Raw genomic sequence first — 21,282 nt, 5'->3', positions numbered from 1 at the left:
AAATATAACTTAACTTTGCCAGAATTATTTTCTTAGTTAAACTAAAAATCCTCCTGTTTTTCAGGATACATATATGTCTAGAGATGAACAATTAAAAACCCGATGGGAACTAGTTGTCGGGAAACTATCCAAACAGTTTGCTGATGGAGACACCTTAGATTTAGACGCAATTATTTATTTAATTGGCGTTCAAGAACTGGGACAATTAGATAGGAAATTTAAAAAAGACCATAAGTTGGACCTTATGCATATAGCTATTTGTAGACTTTTAGAACCTTATGGTTATTATGAATTTGATTTTTTTGACGAGGAAGGTTGGCCACATTATACAACTAAAGAGCAATTACCAACCTTAAAAGCAGGGGAGCAAAGTGTTTTAATGAAAGAGGCTATTGTAAGTTATTTTTTAGAGTCTAAATATATTGAGTAATCATAGGTTTTATATATAATAACAATTTAGTTTTCATCATAATTTACTAAATTTGCCCTCATTTTCAAACATATCATGATAGATAAGATAAAAGAATTAATTGCCGAGGCTGATGCTTTTCAAGCAAAATCTAAAGAAGAGGTTGAAGCTTTTCGAATTAAATATTTAGGAAAGAAAGGACTGCTTAACGACTATTTTAAAGAGTTTAAGAATGTAGCTAACGACCAAAAAAAAGAATTTGGTCAGGTTATTAACATGCTTAAAACAACCGCTGAAGATAAGGTTAATTCTTTAAAAGAAGAATTGGAAAGCAAAGAAGAGGTGAAAGGTATTTATGGCGATTTATCTCGTCCTGGAGAGCCTATTGAAATTGGAGCTCGTCACCCAATATCTATTGTAAAAAACCAAATTATAGATATTTTTTCACGCATTGGTTTTAATGTTAGCGAAGGTCCGGAAATTGAAGACGATTGGCATAATTTTACTGCTTTAAACTTGCCAGAATATCATCCAGCACGCGATATGCAGGATACATTTTTCATTCAAACTAATCCTGATATTTTATTGCGGACGCATACCAGTTCGGTACAAGTGCGTTATATGGAAAATAACAAACCACCAATTAGAACCATTTCTCCGGGAAGAGTGTATAGAAACGAAGCCATTTCGTCTCGTTCGCATTGCTTCTTTCATCAAGTAGAAGGTTTATATATAGATAAAGATGTGAGTTTTGCAGATCTTAAACAAACTCTTCAATATTTTACTACCGAAATGTTCGGGAAATCTAAAATTAGATTACGCCCTTCCTATTTTCCATTTACAGAACCAAGCGCCGAAATAGATGTGTATTGGGGACTTGAAACAGAATCCGATTACAGAATTACCAAAGGAACAGGCTGGTTAGAAATTGGTGGTTGTGGGATGGTAGATCCAAATGTTTTGGAAAACTGTAAAATAGATCCAAAAGAATATTCAGGATTTGCATTTGGTGTAGGAATCGATAGAATAGCCATGCTACTACATCAAATAAATGACATTAGATTGTTGAGCGAAAATGATGTTCGTTTTTTAGAGCAGTTTAAATCAGCATTATAAAAATAAATATAAAGCACTATCTAAGTCGATGATTCCATCGACTTTTTTATTTAACAATTTTTTAACTTCGTTTAGTTCGGATTAAACCGAACTAGTTATATTTTTGCAGATTATAGTTGTCATGGAAACAAAGTTAAAAGCAAAAAAATATCAGTTAGTTGAAAAGCTAGGGGTTCATTTTGAGAACAAGGATCAGCTAGCCCCTGTGGCTGCACGTATTTTAGCTTATATTATTCTTACCGGAAAAAAAGGTACCACCTTCGAAGATTTAGTGTCTAATTTATGTGCCAGTAAAAGTACAATTTCTACACATTTAACTCATTTACAAAGTTTAGATAGAATAAATTATTTTACTAAAACGGGAGACAGAAAAAAGTATTTCATTGTAAATACCTCTAATTTTTTACAGGATATTAATCATATGATTTCCAATTGGCAATCAGAAAAAAACCTTCATCAAGAAATATCTAACTATAAAGCAGAAGTAAATCAGTTAGAATCAACAGTAAAAGAATTTGAATTCGATTTAACCATTCATTATAAATACATAGAATTTCTTAATTCAGCAATTACATCAATTTCAGAATTAAAAACCAGAATAGTTGCTAACAACATTAAAACGTAATCTTAACATGAAAAAAAACGCATTAAATATCCTCATTCCGTGTGCTTTAGTAGTACTACTAAATAGCTGTGGTAATAAGCAAACAGAACAAAAGCCCGCTTATATAATGCCTTATCCAGTGGCAAAGGTAGAGAAACAAGATGTTGTAACTCACGAAAGTTTTCCAGCCACTATTGAAGGAAAAGTGAATAGTCAGGTACGTCCAAAAGTTTCTGGTTATATAAAGGAAGTATTAGTTAAAGAAGGAGAGTTTGTAAAACAAGGTCAATTACTATTTAAACTAGAAACTGAATCTTTAAGTCAAGATGCTAACGCAGCAAAAGCAAATGTGAATGCTGCTCAAGTTGAAGTTGATAAACTAAAACCTTTAGTTGAAAAAAATATTATTAGCTCAGTACAATTGGAAACCGCAAAAGCTCAATTGTTACAGGCTCAAAGTGCCTATAATGGTATTACTGCTAATATAGGATATGCCAATGTTAAAAGTCCTGTAGACGGTGTTGTAGGTTCTATTAATTATAGAAAAGGAGCATTAGTAAGTGCTCAAGATCCATTACCATTAACCAATGTGTCTTCAATAGAAGAGGTGTATGCGTATTTTTCTATGAATGAAAAAGAATTTATAACTTTTATGGGAGAAGCTGAAGGTGAAACGGCTCAAGAGAAATTAGAAAAATTCCCAGAACTTAAATTGCGCCTTGCTAATGGAGACTTATTTGATAAATCTGGAAAAATAGAAACCATTACAGGAGATATTAATACGCAAACAGGAACTATAACGTTTAGAGCCAGATTTGATAATAAACAAGGGCTTCTTAGAAATGGTAGCAGTGGAACTATTTTAATTCCTAGATACTTTAAAGATGTTATAGTTATTCCATCAGAGTCAACTTTTGAAAGACAAGGAAAAAGTTTTGTCTACACTGTTGTTAACGATTCTTTAGTTGATAAGCCTATTTCTATTTTGAAAAGTGCTAATCGTTTATACATCATTAATAATGGGATTGAAGTGGGACAAACTATTTTAGCAAAAGGAATAAATAAAGTAAGTCCTGGAGCAAAGATAAAACCAATTCTAAAACCTTTAGATAGTATTATTAACTCTTTCGAAACTGTTTTTAAATAAGATTTATTATGTTACAGAAATTTATTGAAAGACCTGTATTATCTACAGTAATATCTATAATTATTGTTATTTTAGGTGTTTTAGGTCTCACACAATTGCCAGTTACACAATATCCAGATATTGCTCCGCCAACAGTTCAAGTTACGGCTAGTTATCCAGGTGCCAACGCCGAAACAATCCTTGAAAGTGTTGTGGTTCCTATTGAAGAACAAATTAATGGAGTGGAAGGAATGACCTATATAACTTCTACAGCTAGTAACTCTGGAACTGCCTCAATTCAAGTGTTTTTTGAGCAAGGGTACGATGCAGATATTGCAGCAGTAAACGTTCAGAATAGAGTAGCAAGAGCAAATGCTCTTTTGCCTGCAGAAGTTATTCGAGCGGGAGTTATTACACAAAAACAGCAAAACTCAGCCTTATTGTATGCTGCTATTTATTCTACAAATCCTGAATATAACGACACGTACATTCAAAACTATTTAAATATAAACATTAAACCAGAAATACAACGTGTTAACGGAGTAGGAGCTGTAAATGTTTTTGGAGGTAAAGATTACTCTATGCGTGTCTGGTTAGATCCGGATAAAATGGCTGCATATAAAATTGAACCTAAAGATGTTACTCAAGCTATAAATGAACAGAGTTTGGAGGCTGCAGCCGGATCTTTTGGGCAGAATGCAGGTGAATCTTTTGAATATGTTATAAAATATAAAGGGCGTTATAAAGAGGCTAATGAATATGAGAATATTGTTATAAAAGCTATGGGTAATGGTCAGTTTTTAAGAGTTAAAGACGTTGCCAAAGTAGAGTTGGACGCTTTTTCTTACTCTTCAATTTCTAGAACCAATGGAAATGCAGCAGTAAACTTTGGGGTTTTTCAAACCCCTGGTTCAAATGCACAAGAAATAATTGAAAACATTTATAACAAATTAGATGAGCTAAAGAAAGATTTTCCGGAAGGTGTCGATTATATAGTAAATTATGATACTAATAAATTTTTAACGGCTTCTATAGATAAAGTAATTCATACTTTAATAGAAGCATTTTTACTGGTTTTTGTTGTAGTATTTATCTTTTTACAAGACTTTAAGTCCACTTTAATTCCAGCTATAGCCGTTCCTGTATCTATTATTGGTACTTTCTTTTTCTTAAATGTTTTAGGATACTCTATAAATCTTTTAACCTTATTTGCGTTAATTCTGGCTATTGGTATTGTAGTGGATGATGCCATTGTAGTAGTAGAGGCTGTTCATGCTAAGCTGGAGGGTGGTTATAAAAACGCTAAAAAAGCCTCTATATCTGCTATGAGTGAAATTAGCGGAGCTATTGTTTCTATTACCTTAGTAATGATGGCCGTTTTTATTCCTATTACTTTTATACAAGGTCCATCTGGAGTGTTTTACGAACAGTTTGGGGTAACCTTAATGGTTGCTATTTTTATTTCGGCACTAAATGCACTGACTTTAACACCAGCTTTATGTGCTATTTTCTTAAAACCACATCAGGAAGAACATGGAGATAAAAAGAGATCATTAATACAGCGTTTTTACGATGCTTTTAATGCAGGTTTTAATGCCACAACAGATAAGTATGTTAAATCTGTAGGGTTTTTGATAAAACATAAGTGGATTACTTTAATAATTTTAGGTCTAAGTGTTTTTGGAATTATTACAGCAAATAAAATTATTCCAACAGGCTTTGTACCTTCAGAAGATAGAGGGATTGTTTTTATGAATGCTGAATTACCTCCAGGATCATCTTTAGATCGTTCTTTTAAAGTTAACGAAACTTTAGAGAAAGCTATTAAAGATATTGAAGGAATTAAAGGAGCATCGTTTATAAGTGGACAAAACTTTTTCTCTGGACAAGGAAGTTCTAATGCGATGGGTTTTATAATTCTTGATAATTGGGACGAACGTGATACGGAGACAACTTCTGTAAATGGCATTATTGCTCAATTATTTCAAAAAGCAGCCATGATTCCAGATGCTAATATTATATTTTTCACCCCACCTAGTGTACCTGGGTTTGGTAGTGCAGATGGTTTTGAAATGCGTTTGCTAGATAGAAATGCAAGACCACTTACCGAGCTGGATGATACAGCAACCGATTTTGTTAGATTGTTAAATCAACAATCTGAAATTGGTTATGCATCCAATTCTTTTAGTACCAACTTCCCACAATTGGAGCTAGATATTAATATAGAACGTGCAAAAGAAGCGGGTGTATCAACCAGCGCTATTTTGTCTGCTTTACAAGGGTATATTGGAGGAAATTATGTGGCAGATTTTAGTCGTTTTGGAAAACAATTCCGTGTATTTATGCAAGCACTTCCTGAAGATCGAATAGATGAGTCGAGCTTAAATAGCATGCTAGTAAAAACCCCTAGTGGAGAAATGACTCCTATCTCGCAATATGTGTCTTTTAAACGTGTCTATGGTCCACAAACGGTAAATCGATTTAATTTATTTAATTCGGTAACTGTTAACGGTTCAGCTACTCCAGGTTTTAGCTCAGGTGATGCTATTAAAACTATTAATCAATTAGCAGAGTCTAATTTACCTGAAGGTTACCAAGTTGCATATTCTGGAATTACGCGTGAGGAAATTGCCTCTGCAGGACAATCAACAGTCATTTTCTTGATTAGTATTTTGTTTGTATATTTCTTACTGTCTGCTCAATATGAAAGTTATTTGTTGCCACTAGTAATTATTTTTTCATTGCCAATTGGGGTAGTAGGAGCTTATTTAACAACGTATTTTACGGGATTAGAAAATAATATATATTTCCAAATTGCTTTAATCATGTTAATTGGTTTATTAGCTAAAAATGCCATTTTAATTGTAGAGTTTGCCGTACAGAGAAGACAACATGGTTTGTCGATTGTAGAGGCTGCTATTGATGGAGCCAAAGTAAGGTTACGTCCAATTTTAATGACTTCATTTGCCTTTATTCTAGGAATTACACCTCTTGTACTTGCAAAAGGAGTTGGAGCTGCTGGAAATAATTCTATTGGTACAGGAGCAGTAGGTGGCTTGTTAATTGGAACTGTAATTGGAGTATTTGTTATTCCAGTTTTATTTGTAGTTTTCCAATGGTTGCAAGAAAAAATTACAGGAGTACCAGAAGTAGTAAAACAAGACATAAAAGAATAATTAGGATGAAAACAATTATAAATAAGAGAGGAATTTCTAGAGTTATGGTTTTTGCATTGCTAGCCATAACCATGCAAGGTTGTTTGGTGTCTAAAGATTACGAAAGACCGGAATTAGAAGATGAAACAGAGAACTTGTATCGTACAGATAACCTTCCTTCAGATAGTTTGTCTATGGCAGATGTATCTTGGAAAGAAGTTTTTACCGATCCATATTTAACCCAATATATAGAAGAGGGACTTCAAAATAATATCGATATTAGAATCGCCATTCAACAAATTATTGCTGGGGAAGCTTATATGAAACAAGGAAATGCAGGATATTTACCAACCTTAAATGGAGATGTTTCTGCTGCTCACCAAGAGTTTTCTAAAAACGGGCAATTAGGAGGAGGTTCTATGGATAATTATGAAGCCGTACTTTCCCTATCTTGGGAAGCCGATATTTGGGGGAAAATTAGATCTAATAAACGCGCTTTTCATGCAGGTTATTTAAAAAGTATTGCAGCGCATCAAGCTGTAAAAACTAGACTTATTGAAAATATTGCTTCTACCTATTATGGGTTAGTAGCTTTAGATGCACAGTTAAAAGTTTTAACAGAAACTGCCGAAACACGCAAAAAAAGTGTTACAACTATAAAAGCCTTAAAAGAAGCTGGACAAGTAAATCAAGTGGCTGTTGATCAAAATGTGGCTCAATATAACAATGCGAAAGCACTTGAAATTGAAGTGAAAACAGAAATTTTTAAATTAGAAAATACCTTAAGTATTTTGTTAGCTACGCAACCCCAACATTTTGAAAGAAGTACTTTGGATGAACAAAACATTACTACAGAAATGAAGTTAGGGGTGCCTTATTTATTATTAAGAAATAGGCCAGATGTTATTGCAGCCGAAAGTGAATTCATCCAATCCTTTGAGTTAACTAATGTGGCATTAACAAATTTCTATCCCTCATTAACATTAAGTGCATCAGGAGGTTTCCAAAGTTTAGAATTTCAGAATTGGTTTAGTACAAACGCATTATTCGCTAATATTGTTGGTGGTTTAACACAACCAATTTTCAATCAACGTAAAGTTAGAACCCAATACGAAGTCTCTCAAGCCCAACAAGAACAGGCTTTATTAAACTTTAAAAACACTTTACTAGTAGCTGGAAAAGAAGTTTCGGATGCTTTGTACTCTTATCAAGCTGAGGTAGATAAGTTTCAATACCGTGAAAAAGAAGTGGAAGCTCTTAGACGTGCCGAATCTAATTCGGAAGAATTGCTAGACAACGGTTATGCCAATTACTTAGATTTGTTGACAGCCAGAGAAAGCGTCTTAAGAGCAGAAATTAATACCATCGATAATAAGCTAGAACAGCTATTGTCAGTAGTACGCCTATATAGATCCTTAGGTGGAGGATGGCAATAAATTCGATAGATAAATACAAATAACTCAAATTTTTGTTTGTAAAAGAGTAAACATGATAAAATGAAAAAAGACATTCAAATTCCAGAAGTAAAAAATGTGTATTTAGCAGTTGTAAACGAATACAACGACATTTATAAAACTCAAGACTGGAATGCCTATATTATTAATGATAAGGATGTCGATTTAGAGATGGTGCTTATTGTGTCGAGTGGTTATTCTGAAGCTAAAAAAACAGCTGTGTTTAGAAAAAAATTAGAAAGACTTCCTGCAAAAAGCTACGCGAAAATTGAGCTTTTGCAGGAGGATCTTTTTGCTTTAAATAACACATTTAAAGTTACTTTCTTTGAAGGAAACACCATGTACGATAAAACATATCTCTTTAGAAAAAACTCCATTAATTTAAAGGCTTTGCAGCCTCTTCCTTTAATGGATGTAAAAGGGGTTTTGGTGAAGTAACAAATTCCTGCTTTCGCAGGGTTGGTTAATCCAACTTATCCGCCAACTTCTTAAAAGTTTTCTTAGGGTCTTTCCCTTCATATAAAACAGCGTAAACAGCGTCTATAATAGGGATTTTGGTTTTCTTTTTATTTTTTTCATTAATTAAAAAAGCGCTTTTTGTTGCATAATAGCCTTCAGCAATCATGCTCATTTCCATTTGGGCAGATTTAACGGTGTAGCCTTTTCCAATCATGTTTCCAAACATTCTATTTCTGGAAAAAAGAGAGTATCCAGTTACTAGTAAATCGCCTAAATAAGCCGAGTTATTAATGTTTCGCTTCATTTTGTGCGTCTTTTTTATAAAGCGTTTCATTTCTCGAATGGCATTACTCATCAACACACTTTGGAAATTATCACCGTATCCTAAACCATGCGCAATTCCTGCAGCAATAGCGTAAATATTTTTTAGCATGACGGCATATTCGGTGCCAATAACATCGTCGCTAATTTTAGTTTTTATATAATTACTGGAGAATTTATCAGCAATTTCCTGAGCTTTTTCAGAATCTGCACAAGAAATGGTTAAATAAGACAAACGCTCGAGCGCAACCTCTTCAGCATGACAAGGCCCAGCAATAACTGCAATATTTTCAAAAGGAATATTATAGATGTCGTGGAAATGTTCGCCTACTAGCAAACCAGACTCTGGAATAATCCCTTTTACTGCAGACACAATAATTTTATTGGATACATCTGCCGTAAGTTTTTCTAATTCAGAATGCATAAAAGCAGATGGAATTACAAAAATCAACACATCGGCATAATTAGCCATGTCGTTAATATCGTTACTTAATTTAAGTTGTTCTATTTTAAATTCAACCGAACTCAAATAGCTCGGGTTGTGCTGTTCTTTAATTAAGTGCTCTTTTGTGTATGCACTTCGCATATACCAACCTACTTCTTCTAAATTTTCACACAGCATTTTTACAATAGCTGTTGCCCAACTTCCAGAACCAAAAACGGCATATTTTAATGGCTTTTCCATATCTATTCTTAAAATTATAAGAATCAAAAATACATAAAAATTAACTCTTTTAAGAGGTTTAAAATGAAAGCCTCTTAATTTTTGGCACGTGTTTTGAATTCATTAACATAGTAACTTTAAAATGAAGGCTTATGAAAACTTTAAAACTACTTTTAGGATTTGCTCTTGTAGCATCACTATTTACATCTTGTTATACAGACGATGTTTATATAAACAATAACAATCCTCAGCCTTCTATTTCGTTAAATCAGCTTTTGAGTTCTTATGAGCTTTGGTATGTAGATATTAATGAAACTATAGGTTACGGACAGGTTCCTTTTTTACAAATGGCATTTACCATGTCGTTTAAAAATGGTACCCTATGGGCTAATAATAATTTAGTTGGTATTGGAACACAAGGCAACGGATTTGGAATTCCAGTAGGAGATTATGATGCTTATAATACAATTCTGGACGTCTATCATGTTATAGATGGTTTTGTAACTTTTGATGTTTATCAAATAAATGCCAATACCATAGAGTTATACGATCCTTATAGCGATACTTCGTATTTTTTAAAAGGGTATCAACGTGCTAATTTTGATTACGACTATGTGTTTTACGATAATATTCATTATTTCTTACAAGAATATGAAGCTTGGGAAAAGACCTATACTAGTCCAACAGGAGATATTAACGAATTTGATAACGAAAATTATTTACAATTCCTAGCAGGTGGAAACGACTCAGAATTTAGAAGTTCTCAAGATTATGGAATAGTAAATCCAGAAAATATTTTCTGGGATTACACAGGAATTTATGGTGTTAACAACATTCCAAGTAATATGTATTTAAAAACCTTAGTTCTGAATTACGATTACTACGGAAGTGAGTTTTTTGAGCTAAGTGTAATTAATGATGGTAGAATTAGATTATTTCATACATCTTCAGGAACCACTTACGAATTCACAGGTAGAGGTTATATACAGTTCATGAAAACTACAGAAGGAAAACAAAGCGAAACACCTAAAATGCGTAAGTTTAAAAACGAAAGAAAAGAAAACCCTAGAGAAAATTCTAGAGTATAAATATAGAATTGGTTAGTTAAGTTAGTTAGTTGGTAGAGAAACTGTTTGATAATTACAAACATCAAGCAGTTTCTTTTTTTTACTGGTTTAATAGCCAAATAAATAGGAATTTTAAAAGAATTTATTGAACTTTATATAATAATTAAAAACACTTAAAAATAACAAATTATGGGATTATTTTCATTTATTAAAGATGCAGGAGCAAAAGTTTTTGGAATTGGAAAAACAACAGCAGAAGAGGCAGCAGAAAAAGCTGCAGATGCAAAAGCGGCTAAATTAAATGCAGAAACTGCTGCTGCAAACAATTTATCAGAAACTGTTAACGATTTAGACCTTAAAGTTGAGAATTTAAACATTCATATTGTAGACGATAAAGCAACTGTTTCTGGGGCGGCTTACGATCAGGCAACCAAAGAAAAAGTAGTTTTAGTAGTAGGAAATTCTAATGGAATTGCAACTGTAGACGACCAAATGACTGTTGAAAATCCAGAGCCTGAAGCTCAGTTTCACACGGTAGTTAGTGGTGACACTTTAGGAAAAATAGCTAAAAAATTCTATGGAAATGCTATGAAATATCCTGTGATTTTTGAAGCGAACAAACCAATGCTTAAAAATCCAGATTTAATTTATCCAGGTCAAGTTTTACGTATTCCTGTTTTAGGATAGAAAACACTAGATTAGAATTAAAAACGTCAGCTATAAGAGGTTGACGTTTTTTTTATGCACTAATTGTAGTCTTTGTAAGAATAACTTTAAAAAGTAAATCTTATCTTTGCAAACTCAATTAACAAAAAAATTAATTTAGAAATTATGAAAAATGTAATGATTATCGCTTGCCTGCTTACTGGATATCTAGTAAATGCACAAGCTTTTACAGGTAAAGGAGATAATAAAATGCAAATTGGTGCTAGTTTTCAAGAACACGCTACTGGATTGTATATGAGTTACGACTATGGTTTAGGAGAAAATTTTTCTATTGGAGTTGCTTCATCTTATGCTTTAGGAGTTGCTAGTGTTACAGATGCTAAATTTGACGACAGATTTGATATTAAAGCGCGCTTCAATGCTAATATTGGAAACGTTTTAAATATTAGCGAAAATTTCGATTTATATCCAGGTATTAACTTTAGTTTAAAGAATTTTGGAGGACATGTTGGAGCTAGATATTTCTTCTCTAAAGGGTTTGGTTTGTTTACAGAAGCAGCTTTTCCAATTGCTAAATACAATAACGACGACCTTACTTATGCTGAGAAAATAAACAATCAGTTTACCGTAAATGTTGGAGCTGTCTTTAATTTGAATTAAAAGACTAAGTTCCTTTAAGAGCATATCTTGAACGATTGTAAATAAAAAAACACCTTATTAAACTTTCAAAAAGTTTAATAAGGTGTTTTTTTTACTTCTCACCCAACCAATTTTCTCTCTGGGTTTTTAGATTTTCATTCAAAGGTTTTTTATCTACCTCCATTAAAGAGATTGAATAAGTAGTGTCTGTTTGAAGCGTTAAAGTAGCGGATTTTGTTTCCCCAAAACGTTTAAAACTAACTTCAAATGTATCATTTACTTTATAGGTGTTTAGGATTTTATTTAAATCGGAATCATCATTAAGTTCAGTGGTTCCAATTTTTAAAATTGTATCTCCTTTTTGAAGTTCAGCATTAAAAGCAGTCGAATTATTTGTGGGATTACTAAGTAATTTTCCATGTCTTACATAAACTCCTAACGCTACATTAGAAGGGTCTTGATTCAAATTTACACCAACGGTTCCAAACAAATGTTTAAAATCTGGCATGCCACTTTTATAAATATAACTGTTAAAGAAATTATTCCCAAATTCTTCTCCAGCGTAGGTATTTAAGGTTTCATTTAGGTTTTCTAACGTATAACTAATTTCTGTTTTGCCATATTTGTTCCAAACCAATTTCATAAAATCATCTAGATTTAGGCCTTTATCTCTTAAAGACAAATCTAAAGCCAAACCTAGCATACTTCCATAAGAATAATAAGAAATAAAGGTGTTCTCTCTATTGGTTTCATCTACAGATTTAGCAGCATCCACAAAAGGTGCCTGATAGCTCATTTCTATTGGGTTAAAATAATTGCGTCCTGGTGAATTCCACACATAATTAAAGGTTCTGGTTAAACCGGTAATATAATTTGGTTGCGAAATAATTCCAGCTCGACATAAAGTTAAGTCGTCATAATAACTTGTAAAACCTTCAGCAAACCACAATTCTCCACTCATATTGGCTTCTTCAAATCTAAAAGGTTCTAAGCTTTTTGGACGAATCCGTTCTACATTCCAAATATGAAAAAACTCGTGAGAAACTGTTCCAATATTTTGATCAATACCTCCATTTGCCAGACTTCGAGTATTAGTTACATACGTGGAATTCCTGTGTTCCATGCCATCTCCACTGGCATTTGGCATATAACACGCTAAGAAAGTATATTCGTTATAATCGAAAGCAGGTAATTCGCCAAAAACAGCTTTTTGCTGAAGCACAACTTTCTTAACATCTTCAAAATACCTATCTAAATCCATATCTGAAGCAGCATCGTCATGAAGCACTAATTTTATGGTTTGTCCATCTAGCTCAAAAGAACGAGTTCTAAAATTGGCAATTTCAGTTGGACTATCCATAAAATATTGATAGTCTTTAGCATAGTATGTATTTCCTTCAATATGTTTTAATTGCGTAGCCACCTTCCAATTTAGGTCTTCACGAACATTAAAGGTTACTTTAATTTCATTTTCAGATAATTCAGGGATATACATAAAAGTGGCCGGAATATTTAGATGCGCATGGGTTTCATCTACCTGTGCATACGTACCATCACCACGATTTGCAAACAACGTATAGCTTACATTTATAGTTCCATCATGTCCAGAAACATTCCAGGAATATGGGTTTGTACGTGTTATCTGTAATTTATTTCCTTTACTATCAGTTACTTTAACGTTATAAACATTTTTAGCAAACTCGTGTAGCGCGTATCGTCCAGGAGACGATCGGGCTATTCTAATCTCTATATTTTCAGATTTTAAATCTGTAAAGCTAGCCTGAACATTTGCTTCGTGATGCACTGCATTTTCAAATGAAATGAGATAACTTGAAGACACTTGAGCATTTACAAGCATTGAAAAAATAAAAGCTAAAAAGCCGAATTGTAATTTTTGCATGAAAATAAATTTAAGGCTCTAAGATACAATGTTTTTTACTTCTAAAACTAGAACTGCTTATAGCACTTTTGTATATTTGACTATATGATTCCTAAAAAACTTCAAGAAAAAATAAATCAGCGAAAAGCTAAAAATACTTTACGCGAATTGTGCATTGAGCATAATCTGATAGATTTTTCGTCTCACGATTATTTGGGATTTTCAAGGTCAAAAGAAATTTTTGATATGACCCATCATTATTTAGAAAACTACAGTTTGTCTAGAAATGGGGCTACAGGTTCTAGATTGTTATCTGGAAACTATCAGTTGTATCAAGAAGTTGAAGAGACATTGTGCGAGTTTCATCATTCGGAATCTGCCCTAATTTTTAATTCGGGTTACGATGCCAATTTAGGCCTGTTCTCCTCTGTGCCTCAGCGGGGAGACATTATTTTGTTCGACGAGTATATTCACGCTTCCATAAGAGATGGTATTATTATGAGCCATGCAAAAGCTTATAAATTTGGACATAATAATTTAGACGATTTAAAAAATAAGCTGGAGAGATATAATAAAAACTTCCCCAACTCAGAGATATATGTGGTTACTGAATCTGTGTTTTCTATGGACGGAAATTCCCCGGATTTAAAACAATTAGTTGCTCTTAGCAACAAGTATCATTTTTATTTAATTGTGGACGAGGCTCATGCTATTGGAGTTTATGGAAATAGCGGAGTTGGTTTGCTCCAGGAACTCGAATTGGAAAACAAGGTTTTTGCAAGAATAATCACCTTTGGAAAAGCTTTAGGAAGTCATGGTTCAGCTATTTTAGGAAGCAACGAGCTAAGCCAATATTTAATTAATTTTGCACGATCATTTATTTATACAACAGCACTTCCACCGCATACTTTAATGACTTTAAAGTCTGTGTATATTGAATTACCCAAAACACATGAAATTTCAAAATTACATGAAAACATCGCTTTATTTAAAAAAGAGGTCTTTAAAAACAAGCTAAAACCCTATTTTATTGAAAGCGATTCAGCCATTCAATCCTGTCTTGTTCTTGGAAATGAAAATGTAAAAGGTGTTTCCAATCAGCTTTTAAAAAAAGGCTATAATGTAAATCCTATTTTTTCTCCTACTGTTACTGAAGGTCAAGAACGTCTGCGTTTTTGCTTACACAGTTTTAATTCGGAAACTGAAATAAAAGATGTTGTTCAATTATTGGCGACCCTTATAGATATATGAAAGATACTTTTAAAACCATTGCTAAATTTCAGTATTCTTCCGAAGCTCAGATTATAAAAGGTCGTTTGGAAGCAGACGGAATAGAAGTTTTTCTTTCAGATAATTTAACTATAGATACAGATCCACTAATAAGTAATGCCATTGGAGGGGTTAAGTTAAAAGTACTTTCTAGTCAAAGTGAAGAAGCTATAGAAATTTTAAATTCCATTAATAAATACTCTTTAGACGACGAAGGAAACTCAATAACCTGCCCTTCCTGTAAAAGTGATAAAATTGAACTTTTTTCGACCATAAAAGATACCAAATCGTTAATATGGTTTGTTTTTGGAGTCTTATTTTCCTCGCTTCCTTTTTATACCAGACATAAATATAGATGTGAAAGCTGCCAAACCGAATTCGATTTAAAATAACAATCTATGATGTTATTGGATTTTACAAAGAAGTTGAAAAAACCAACACATCAGAAATTTTATAAACTTTTTGAGACCTTTTTAAATATAAATTAAGTTATTTTTGATTAAGACTAGAGTCTAAAAACGAACGTAACAAAGTAGCTAAAGAAGAAGCCAAAGCCTCAAGATAGCTTTAGAAGCTACTTTTTTAACCTCTTAAATTCTAGATATTGATATTAAATTTACAAGACATTCCTCGTGTTAAATCTATTACTAAAGAAGATTTTATAAAACACTATTTTAAACCACAAAAACCTGTGGTTATAGAAGATTATATTACAGATTGGCCAGCATTTAATAAATGGAATTTAGACTATTTTAAGGAGCTTGCAGGAGATAAAATGGTATCGCTTTACGACGATAGACCAGTATCTTGTGATGATGAGTTTAACCAGCCCCACGCTAAAATGACCTTGGGAGAGTATATTGATTTACTTAAAGGCGAACCTACAAAATACCGTATTTTTCTTTGGAATATTTTAAAGGAAGTCCCAGAACTTCAACAGGATTTTAAATACCCCAATGTTGGTTTAAAACTCTTAAAAAAGCTTCCTATGTTATTTTTTGGAGGAAAGAATTCTCACACTTTTATGCATTATGATATTGATTTAGCCAATATTTTTCATATTCATTTTCAAGGTAAAAAAGAGATTATTCTCTTCGATCAAAAACAAAACAAATACTTATATAAAGTTCCACACTCTTTAATTACTAGGGAAGATATTGATTTTTCTAATCCAGACTTAGAAAAGTGGCCAGCTTTAAAAAATGCCAAAGGGTTTAAAACATTATTAAAACATGGTGAGATTTTATATATGCCAGAAGGTTATTGGCATTATATGAAATATAAAACTACGGGTTTCTCCATGAGTTTAAGAGCTATTCCAAGAAATCCTACTAATTTAGGGAAAGCAGTCTATAATATTTTTATCATGAGGTATTTTGATAATATTATGAGACGAATAAGAGGGCAAAAATGGATTGACTGGAAAAATGAACAGGCTGTTTTAAGAACTTCGAAACAAAATAATTTTCAATAAAATCTAGCTCAATAAAATCCTATTTCAATTAGAATTCCTCAAAATATGATGAATTAATATGAGTTTTGTATTTTCTCAATACTAATATATTATTTAGTTTCCACTAAGGGTTTCTTTGTTTTCTTATCACGGATAAAATAGACGCCTATTAGAACTAAAGTTCCCCCTAAAGCATACCAAAAAGTAAATTTTTCATCGTCTAAAATCCCCCAAAAAACTGCAATAACTGGAATTAAAAGCGAAACGGTACTAACAAAAACAGCCGAAGTATCTTGGACAAGTTTAAAAAACAGAAACATAACCAAAGTTGTACTAACAACGGTTAAGAAAACTAGAGATCCTAGAGCCTCCATAGTTGCTGATTGAGAGTAATCAATTTTTGTAAAGAAACCAGAAAATCCTAATATTATAAGTGAAGGAATCATCCAGATAGTATAAATAGAACTCGTTAATTCTGTTGTTTTTATATGCTTCAATTTCTTTTCGACAATGAGTGCGGAAACTGCGTAAAGGGCAGATCCAATGACTAATAATAATATATAAAAGTAATGACTCTCACCGCTCTCTGTACCTGAGGAATAAATCAGAATTAGAGCTCCTATAAAACCAATTACAGCACCAAAGTACTGAATGGACTTACTCCTAATTCCAAAAAGAAACACGCCTAAAATTAAGGTGAAAATAGGGTCTAATGCATTGATGATCCCTGCCAAAGAGCTACTTACTTCAAGTTGAGCAAATGGAAAAATAAAAACAACTAAAAAATTTCCAAAAAATCCAGATAAAGCAATCCAAAAAATATCTTTCTTTGTCATTTTACGCATGGCAGAAAAACCGATAAAAGCTAAAAAAACTCCTGAAAGTCCCGCTCGAAATGCCCCAATTTGATAAGGGTCGAAAACTGGTAATGTCTTTTTAATAAGTATAAAAGACGAGCCCCAGGTAAGAGAGATTATAAGGAGAAGAATATATTTATTGTGCAAGATTTGCTTCATCTGTATATAATGAGATAGGGAATAATTAAGCTATCTTGTTTTTAGATAGATAAGAGTAGGTATTCTATTGTTATGTTAAGGTGAAATTACCTATAAAAGCTCATTTCATCTATATATTTCCAAACGGCTTCAGTTAACATAGGCCTCACGTTTTTATCGGCTTTTATAGATTTTCTGATAAATGTAGATGAAATCTCCATGATTGGTGCCTGGACATGATGTATTCTTTTGTGACCATCAAATCGTGTTTCAATGCTGCCTTTAGAGATACGTGGATAGGTGTAAATATCATGATTTTCCAAAATAAGCTCGTAATTTTTCCACTTGTGAAAACTTTTAAGATTGTCTTCCCCCATAATTAAACTAAACTCGTAAGTTGGATATTTTTCTTCTAAGTACACCAAAGTGTTTATGGTGTAATTAGGTTGAGGTAATTTGAATTCAATATCGCTTGGACTCAATTTATCATAATCTTTTGTGGCTCTATAAACCATTTCCAAACGTTGATAATTATCAAGTAAAGAACTCTTCTTTTTAAACGGACTATGAGGCGTTACCACAAACCAGATTTTATCTAAATTGCTGTGTTCCACTAAATGATTGGCAATAATTAAATGCCCAATATGAATGGGATTAAAAGAACCAAAAAATAGTCCTATTTTCATCTTTTAAAGCGTGTTTTTTATAAAGTTACCTACTAAAGATTCAGCTTCATTTAAGGCTTTTTCTAAATTATCATTTTCAATAATCACATCGAATAGAGGAGCTGTTGCAAGTTCGGCAGATGCTTTGGCAATCCGCATATTGATTTTATCGGCACTTTCTGTTTTACGTTTTTTTAATCTTATTTTAAGCTCATCAATACTCGGAGGCTTTACAAAAACAGCTAAAGTTTCTTTAGGAAATTTTCGTTTAATTCTTAAACCTCCAGAGACATCAATATCGAAAATAACGTGTTTTCCTTCTGCCCAAATGCGTTCTACTTCGGTTTTTAAGGTACCATAAAAATTATCGCGATAAACTTCTTCCCATTCCAAGAACTCATCGTTCTTTATTTTGCTCTTAAACTCTGAAGCAGATAAAAAATAATAGTCTTTTGCATGAATTTCTTCACCTCTTTTTTCTCTGGAAGTAGCAGAAATTGAAAACTCTAAATTTAAACGATCTTGTTTTAAAAGGTGTCTTACTATGGTTGTTTTTCCAGAACCTGAAGGGGCAGAAAAGACAATGAGTTTACCTTTGTTTGGATTGTTGTTGGTCACAAATATTTAATTTTTATAAATCGCTAATTAAAGCACATTTAAAAGTTGTTCTTTAATTTTCTCAAGTTCGTCTTTCATTTGAACCACTAGTTTTTGCATAGGAGCATAATTGCTTTTAGATCCAATAGTGTTTATTTCTCTACCAATTTCCTGTCCAATAAATCCTAATTTTTTTCCGTTAGAATCGTCTGATTCTAAAGCCGAATTGAAATAGTCTAAATGGTTTTTCAAGCGAACTTTTTCTTCAGTGATATCGAATTTTTCTATATAAAAAACCAATTCCTGTTCAAATCTATTCTCATCTACTTTCTCTTTTAAATCCTCAACACCTTTGCGTAAACGTTCACGAACGCCTTCAATTCGCTCAGGGTCCATAGTAATAACTTGATCTAATAAGGTTTCAATATTTTCTAATCGAACTTTAAAATCTACTTCAAGTACTTTTCCTTCGTCCAACCTATAGGTAACGATGTTTTTTAAAGCGACTTTTATTTCTTTTAAAATGGTTTTCCATTCATCTTCATCAATATCATCGCGCTCTGTATTTAAAGCATCAGGAAAACGAACAGCCATTTTTAAAAGCTCGGTTTCATCTCCATCTACAATGTCTTTAAGCTGTTTTATGTATTGGTTTATAACGGTCTTGTTTAACTGAGTAGTGGTTTCTTCTCCTGTAATTTCAACATAAATAGAAAAGTCTATTTTCCCACGCTCCAATTCGTTAGCAATAAGTTTTCTTAGAGACAGCTCTTTTTCTCTATAAATAGAAGGCATTCTGGCATTTAAATCTAAGTTTTTGCTATTAAGCGATTTTATTTCAATCGTTATTTTTTTATTAGGTAATTGCAAAACGGATTTGCCATAACCTGTCATGGAGTGTATCATATCTCTTTTATAAAGTTGCACAAAGGTAGGGAAAACTAAGGGCTTAGAAAACAGTAATTTTATTATGCATGCATAATAAAAATCTGTAAGTTTGTTTTTTTAAAATTGAATATAAGATGTATACAAAACAGTTTGAAATTAGATGGAGCGATGTGGATGCTAACAGACACTTGGCAAATAGTGCCTACACCAATTTCATGAGTCATACCAGAATGGCTTTTTTAATTGAAAATGGGTTTAATATGAAAACGCTTTCAGAATATAATTTAGGACCTGTAGTTTTTTACGAGCACATGTATTACTTTAAAGAAGCTTTTATGGGACAGCCTATAACAGTAAGTTTAGAGGTTTCTGGTTTAAGTGAAGATGGCATGTTTTTTAAATTCGAACACAATTTTTATAACCATAAAGGTGAAAATATAGCTAGTTGCGATATGTTTGGTGCCTGGATTGATCTGTCTACAAGAAAATTAACGGATCTTCCAGAAGTTTTATTAGAAAAAGAAAAGACATTTCCAAAAACGAAAGATTACAAAACATTAACTAAGGAGGATACAAGAACCTCTGGAAGAAAACCTGTGCATTTAACTGTATAGTTTCGGTTTTTTAGTGACCAAATATACGCCAGAAAAAATTAAAATGGCTGCAATTACCTTAACCAAATCTATGGAGTCACTTCCCATAAATAGTGCAAAAACACTAGCTATAACAGGTTGGATGTATAAAAAAGTACTTACAGTAGAAGCTTTTAAATGCCTTAAAGCTATAGGGTTTAAAAGATAGGTTCCAAAGGTGGCTCCAACTACCACAAACAAAACTGAAAACATAATATATGGGGTAAAGGATGTCCATTCTACCTGTGAAAATTCGCTAAAACCAAAAGGTAAAACTAAAATTGAACCAAATAAAAATAACCATCTTATAAAAGTAAATGGATGGTATTTATTGGTTAATTTTTTAATAATGATTAGATAAATACTGTAAGACACGGCATTTATAAAAATTAAAAGATTTCCAAAAAGAATATGATCTGTTGGATGTGACGATTTTCCATAAACTGAGAGAACAATAGCTCCAGAAAAACCAAGTAAAACACCAATAATTTTTAGACCAGATATTTTTTCTTTTAAGTAGAATGCAGACAAGACAAGAACTACAATAGGAACCACAGTCATAATTACCGAAGCATGAATAGGAGTTGTAAATTCTAAACCTTTAAAAAAGGTTAAGAAGTTTAAGGCAAGCCCAAAAACCGATGCAAAAAAGATGGTGAGATAATCTTTAGGTTCAATGTGTTGTTTGGGAGTAAACAAACTAAAAATCCAAAATAAAATAGCAGCTCCTACCACACGAATTACTAGAAATCCATAAGGTTTTACATAACCTTCTGCTAAAACATCGTTAGCAAATGTAAAGGTGAGTCCATAAATAACATGGACCATAATTACAGCAAAAAGAGCTAGAACCCTGGTTTTATCCATGTATGGCTTCTTTGGCTTGTTGCGTTACTTTTTTAGAATTACCAATAAATATTTGATTGTTTAATAGGAGTACGGGACGACTTAAAAAGGTATAATGTTCTAATAAATATTGCTTGTAATCTGCTTCTTTTAAAACTTGATTTTTTAAATCCATCTCTTTGTAAAGCTTGGCGCGTTTACTAAAAAGAGCTTCGTAAGAACCTGCAAGAGATTTCATTTCTTCTAGTTGTTTTACAGTAATTTCTTCATTTTTTATGTCTTGTAATATAAAGTCTGAAGGTAAATCCCATTCTTTTAATATTCGTGAACAAGTACTACAAGTTTTTAAGTAGTAAATTTTTTTCATAAGATGCTCAC

22 protein-coding genes are annotated in these 21,282 nt (G+C 32.5%); 14 read left to right on the top strand and 8 right to left on the bottom strand.

Annotated features, from left to right (window positions below; all coding sequences use genetic code 11):
• The first annotated feature begins 73 nt into the window (after positions 1-73).
• The 7 genes from OS191_RS10005 (at position 74) to OS191_RS09975 (ending at position 8,302) form a co-directional block, all read left to right on the top strand.
• Positions 74-430 carry a hypothetical protein gene (locus OS191_RS10005; RefSeq protein WP_267155553.1) on the top strand — a complete coding sequence of 119 codons (357 nt, stop codon included), beginning with the start codon at positions 74-76 and terminating at the stop codon, positions 428-430.
• A 75-nt stretch (positions 431-505) separates the two neighbouring features.
• Positions 506-1,525, top strand: coding sequence for a phenylalanine--tRNA ligase subunit alpha (gene pheS, locus OS191_RS10000; RefSeq protein ID WP_267155552.1), 1,020 nt, complete (start codon positions 506-508; stop codon positions 1,523-1,525).
• A 121-nt stretch (positions 1,526-1,646) separates the two neighbouring features.
• A complete protein-coding gene (locus OS191_RS09995) occupies positions 1,647-2,150 on the top strand; it encodes a GbsR/MarR family transcriptional regulator (protein WP_267155551.1) in 504 nt (167 codons plus the stop codon).
• A 7-nt stretch (positions 2,151-2,157) separates the two neighbouring features.
• Positions 2,158-3,276: an efflux RND transporter periplasmic adaptor subunit gene (locus OS191_RS09990; RefSeq protein ID WP_267155550.1), complete on the top strand. Its 1,119-nt coding sequence runs from the start codon at positions 2,158-2,160 to the stop codon at positions 3,274-3,276.
• An 8-nt stretch (positions 3,277-3,284) separates the two neighbouring features.
• A complete protein-coding gene (locus OS191_RS09985) occupies positions 3,285-6,431 on the top strand; it encodes an efflux RND transporter permease subunit (protein ID WP_267155549.1) in 3,147 nt (1,048 codons plus the stop codon).
• A gap of 5 nt (positions 6,432-6,436) precedes the next feature.
• On the top strand, positions 6,437-7,846 hold the full coding sequence (locus tag OS191_RS09980; protein ID WP_267155548.1) for an efflux transporter outer membrane subunit: 1,410 nt from the start codon (positions 6,437-6,439) through the stop codon (positions 7,844-7,846).
• Between the two features lie 60 nt (positions 7,847-7,906).
• Positions 7,907-8,302, top strand: a complete 396-nt coding sequence (locus tag OS191_RS09975) for a hypothetical protein (protein WP_267155547.1) — start codon at positions 7,907-7,909, stop codon at positions 8,300-8,302.
• A 25-nt stretch (positions 8,303-8,327) separates the two neighbouring features.
• Here OS191_RS09975 and OS191_RS09970 read toward each other — a convergent pair whose 3' ends face one another.
• Positions 8,328-9,329 (bottom strand): NAD(P)H-dependent glycerol-3-phosphate dehydrogenase, encoded by a 1,002-nt coding sequence (locus OS191_RS09970; protein WP_267155546.1) that lies wholly within the window; start codon positions 9,327-9,329, stop codon positions 8,328-8,330.
• A gap of 131 nt (positions 9,330-9,460) precedes the next feature.
• Between OS191_RS09970 and OS191_RS09965 the strand changes: the two genes are divergently transcribed.
• The 3 genes from OS191_RS09965 to OS191_RS09955 all read left to right on the top strand — a co-directional run bounded on the left by OS191_RS09965 (position 9,461) and on the right by OS191_RS09955 (position 11,701).
• Positions 9,461-10,396 (top strand): nicotinic acid mononucleotide adenyltransferase, encoded by a 936-nt coding sequence (locus tag OS191_RS09965; protein ID WP_267155545.1) that lies wholly within the window; start codon positions 9,461-9,463, stop codon positions 10,394-10,396.
• 168 nt (positions 10,397-10,564) lie between these two features.
• Positions 10,565-11,062 carry a peptidoglycan-binding protein LysM gene (gene lysM / locus OS191_RS09960; protein WP_267155544.1) on the top strand — a complete coding sequence of 166 codons (498 nt, stop codon included), beginning with the start codon at positions 10,565-10,567 and terminating at the stop codon, positions 11,060-11,062.
• Positions 11,063-11,206: 144 nt separating this feature from the next.
• Positions 11,207-11,701 (top strand): DUF6646 family protein, encoded by a 495-nt coding sequence (locus OS191_RS09955; protein WP_267155543.1) that lies wholly within the window; start codon positions 11,207-11,209, stop codon positions 11,699-11,701.
• Positions 11,702-11,792: 91 nt separating this feature from the next.
• Here the strand turns inward: OS191_RS09955 and OS191_RS09950 are convergent, their stop codons facing one another.
• Positions 11,793-13,580: a M61 family metallopeptidase gene (locus OS191_RS09950; RefSeq protein WP_267155542.1), complete on the bottom strand. Its 1,788-nt coding sequence runs from the start codon at positions 13,578-13,580 to the stop codon at positions 11,793-11,795.
• 84 nt (positions 13,581-13,664) lie between these two features.
• On the opposite strand from OS191_RS09950, the gene OS191_RS09945 reads away from it, so the two are divergent.
• The 3 genes from OS191_RS09945 to OS191_RS09935 all read left to right on the top strand — a co-directional run bounded on the left by OS191_RS09945 (position 13,665) and on the right by OS191_RS09935 (position 16,302).
• Positions 13,665-14,810 carry an aminotransferase class I/II-fold pyridoxal phosphate-dependent enzyme gene (locus OS191_RS09945; RefSeq protein WP_267155541.1) on the top strand — a complete coding sequence of 382 codons (1,146 nt, stop codon included), beginning with the start codon at positions 13,665-13,667 and terminating at the stop codon, positions 14,808-14,810.
• On the top strand, positions 14,807-15,220 hold the full coding sequence (locus OS191_RS09940; RefSeq protein WP_267155540.1) for a putative signal transducing protein: 414 nt from the start codon (positions 14,807-14,809) through the stop codon (positions 15,218-15,220). Before OS191_RS09945 ends, OS191_RS09940 begins: the two co-directional genes overlap by 4 nt.
• 212 nt (positions 15,221-15,432) lie before the next feature.
• A complete protein-coding gene (locus OS191_RS09935; protein ID WP_267155539.1) occupies positions 15,433-16,302 on the top strand; it encodes a cupin-like domain-containing protein in 870 nt (289 codons plus the stop codon).
• A gap of 89 nt (positions 16,303-16,391) precedes the next feature.
• Here the strand turns inward: OS191_RS09935 and OS191_RS09930 are convergent, their stop codons facing one another.
• From OS191_RS09930 to OS191_RS09915, 4 genes are all read right to left on the bottom strand, one after another.
• Positions 16,392-17,297, bottom strand: coding sequence for a DMT family transporter (locus OS191_RS09930; protein ID WP_267155538.1), 906 nt, complete (start codon positions 17,295-17,297; stop codon positions 16,392-16,394).
• 86 nt (positions 17,298-17,383) lie between these two features.
• Positions 17,384-17,962: a nicotinate (nicotinamide) nucleotide adenylyltransferase gene (gene nadD, locus OS191_RS09925; protein WP_267155537.1), complete on the bottom strand. Its 579-nt coding sequence runs from the start codon at positions 17,960-17,962 to the stop codon at positions 17,384-17,386.
• 3 nt (positions 17,963-17,965) lie between these two features.
• Positions 17,966-18,559 (bottom strand): guanylate kinase, encoded by a 594-nt coding sequence (gene gmk, locus OS191_RS09920; RefSeq protein WP_267155536.1) that lies wholly within the window; start codon positions 18,557-18,559, stop codon positions 17,966-17,968.
• A 27-nt stretch (positions 18,560-18,586) separates the two neighbouring features.
• On the bottom strand, positions 18,587-19,444 hold the full coding sequence (locus OS191_RS09915) for a YicC/YloC family endoribonuclease (RefSeq protein ID WP_267155535.1): 858 nt from the start codon (positions 19,442-19,444) through the stop codon (positions 18,587-18,589).
• A 116-nt stretch (positions 19,445-19,560) separates the two neighbouring features.
• Between OS191_RS09915 and OS191_RS09910 the strand changes: the two genes are divergently transcribed.
• Positions 19,561-20,040 carry an acyl-CoA thioesterase gene (locus OS191_RS09910; protein ID WP_267155534.1) on the top strand — a complete coding sequence of 160 codons (480 nt, stop codon included), beginning with the start codon at positions 19,561-19,563 and terminating at the stop codon, positions 20,038-20,040.
• Here the strand turns inward: OS191_RS09910 and OS191_RS09905 are convergent.
• Positions 20,029-20,925: a DMT family transporter gene (locus OS191_RS09905; RefSeq protein ID WP_267155533.1), complete on the bottom strand. Its 897-nt coding sequence runs from the start codon at positions 20,923-20,925 to the stop codon at positions 20,029-20,031. The two genes, OS191_RS09910 and OS191_RS09905, sit on opposite strands and share 12 nt — an antisense overlap.
• A complete protein-coding gene (locus OS191_RS09900) occupies positions 20,918-21,271 on the bottom strand; it encodes an arsenate reductase family protein (protein WP_267155532.1) in 354 nt (117 codons plus the stop codon). Before OS191_RS09900 ends, OS191_RS09905 begins: the two co-directional genes overlap by 8 nt.
• Positions 21,272-21,282 lie beyond the last annotated feature (11 nt).

This window comes from Xanthomarina sp. F2636L (genome assembly GCF_026410195.1).
In the GTDB taxonomy this organism is placed as follows: domain Bacteria; phylum Bacteroidota; class Bacteroidia; order Flavobacteriales; family Flavobacteriaceae; genus Xanthomarina.
Note: the sequence above shows the minus strand (reverse complement) of the source record. Positions and strands in the feature narration are given on the sequence as shown.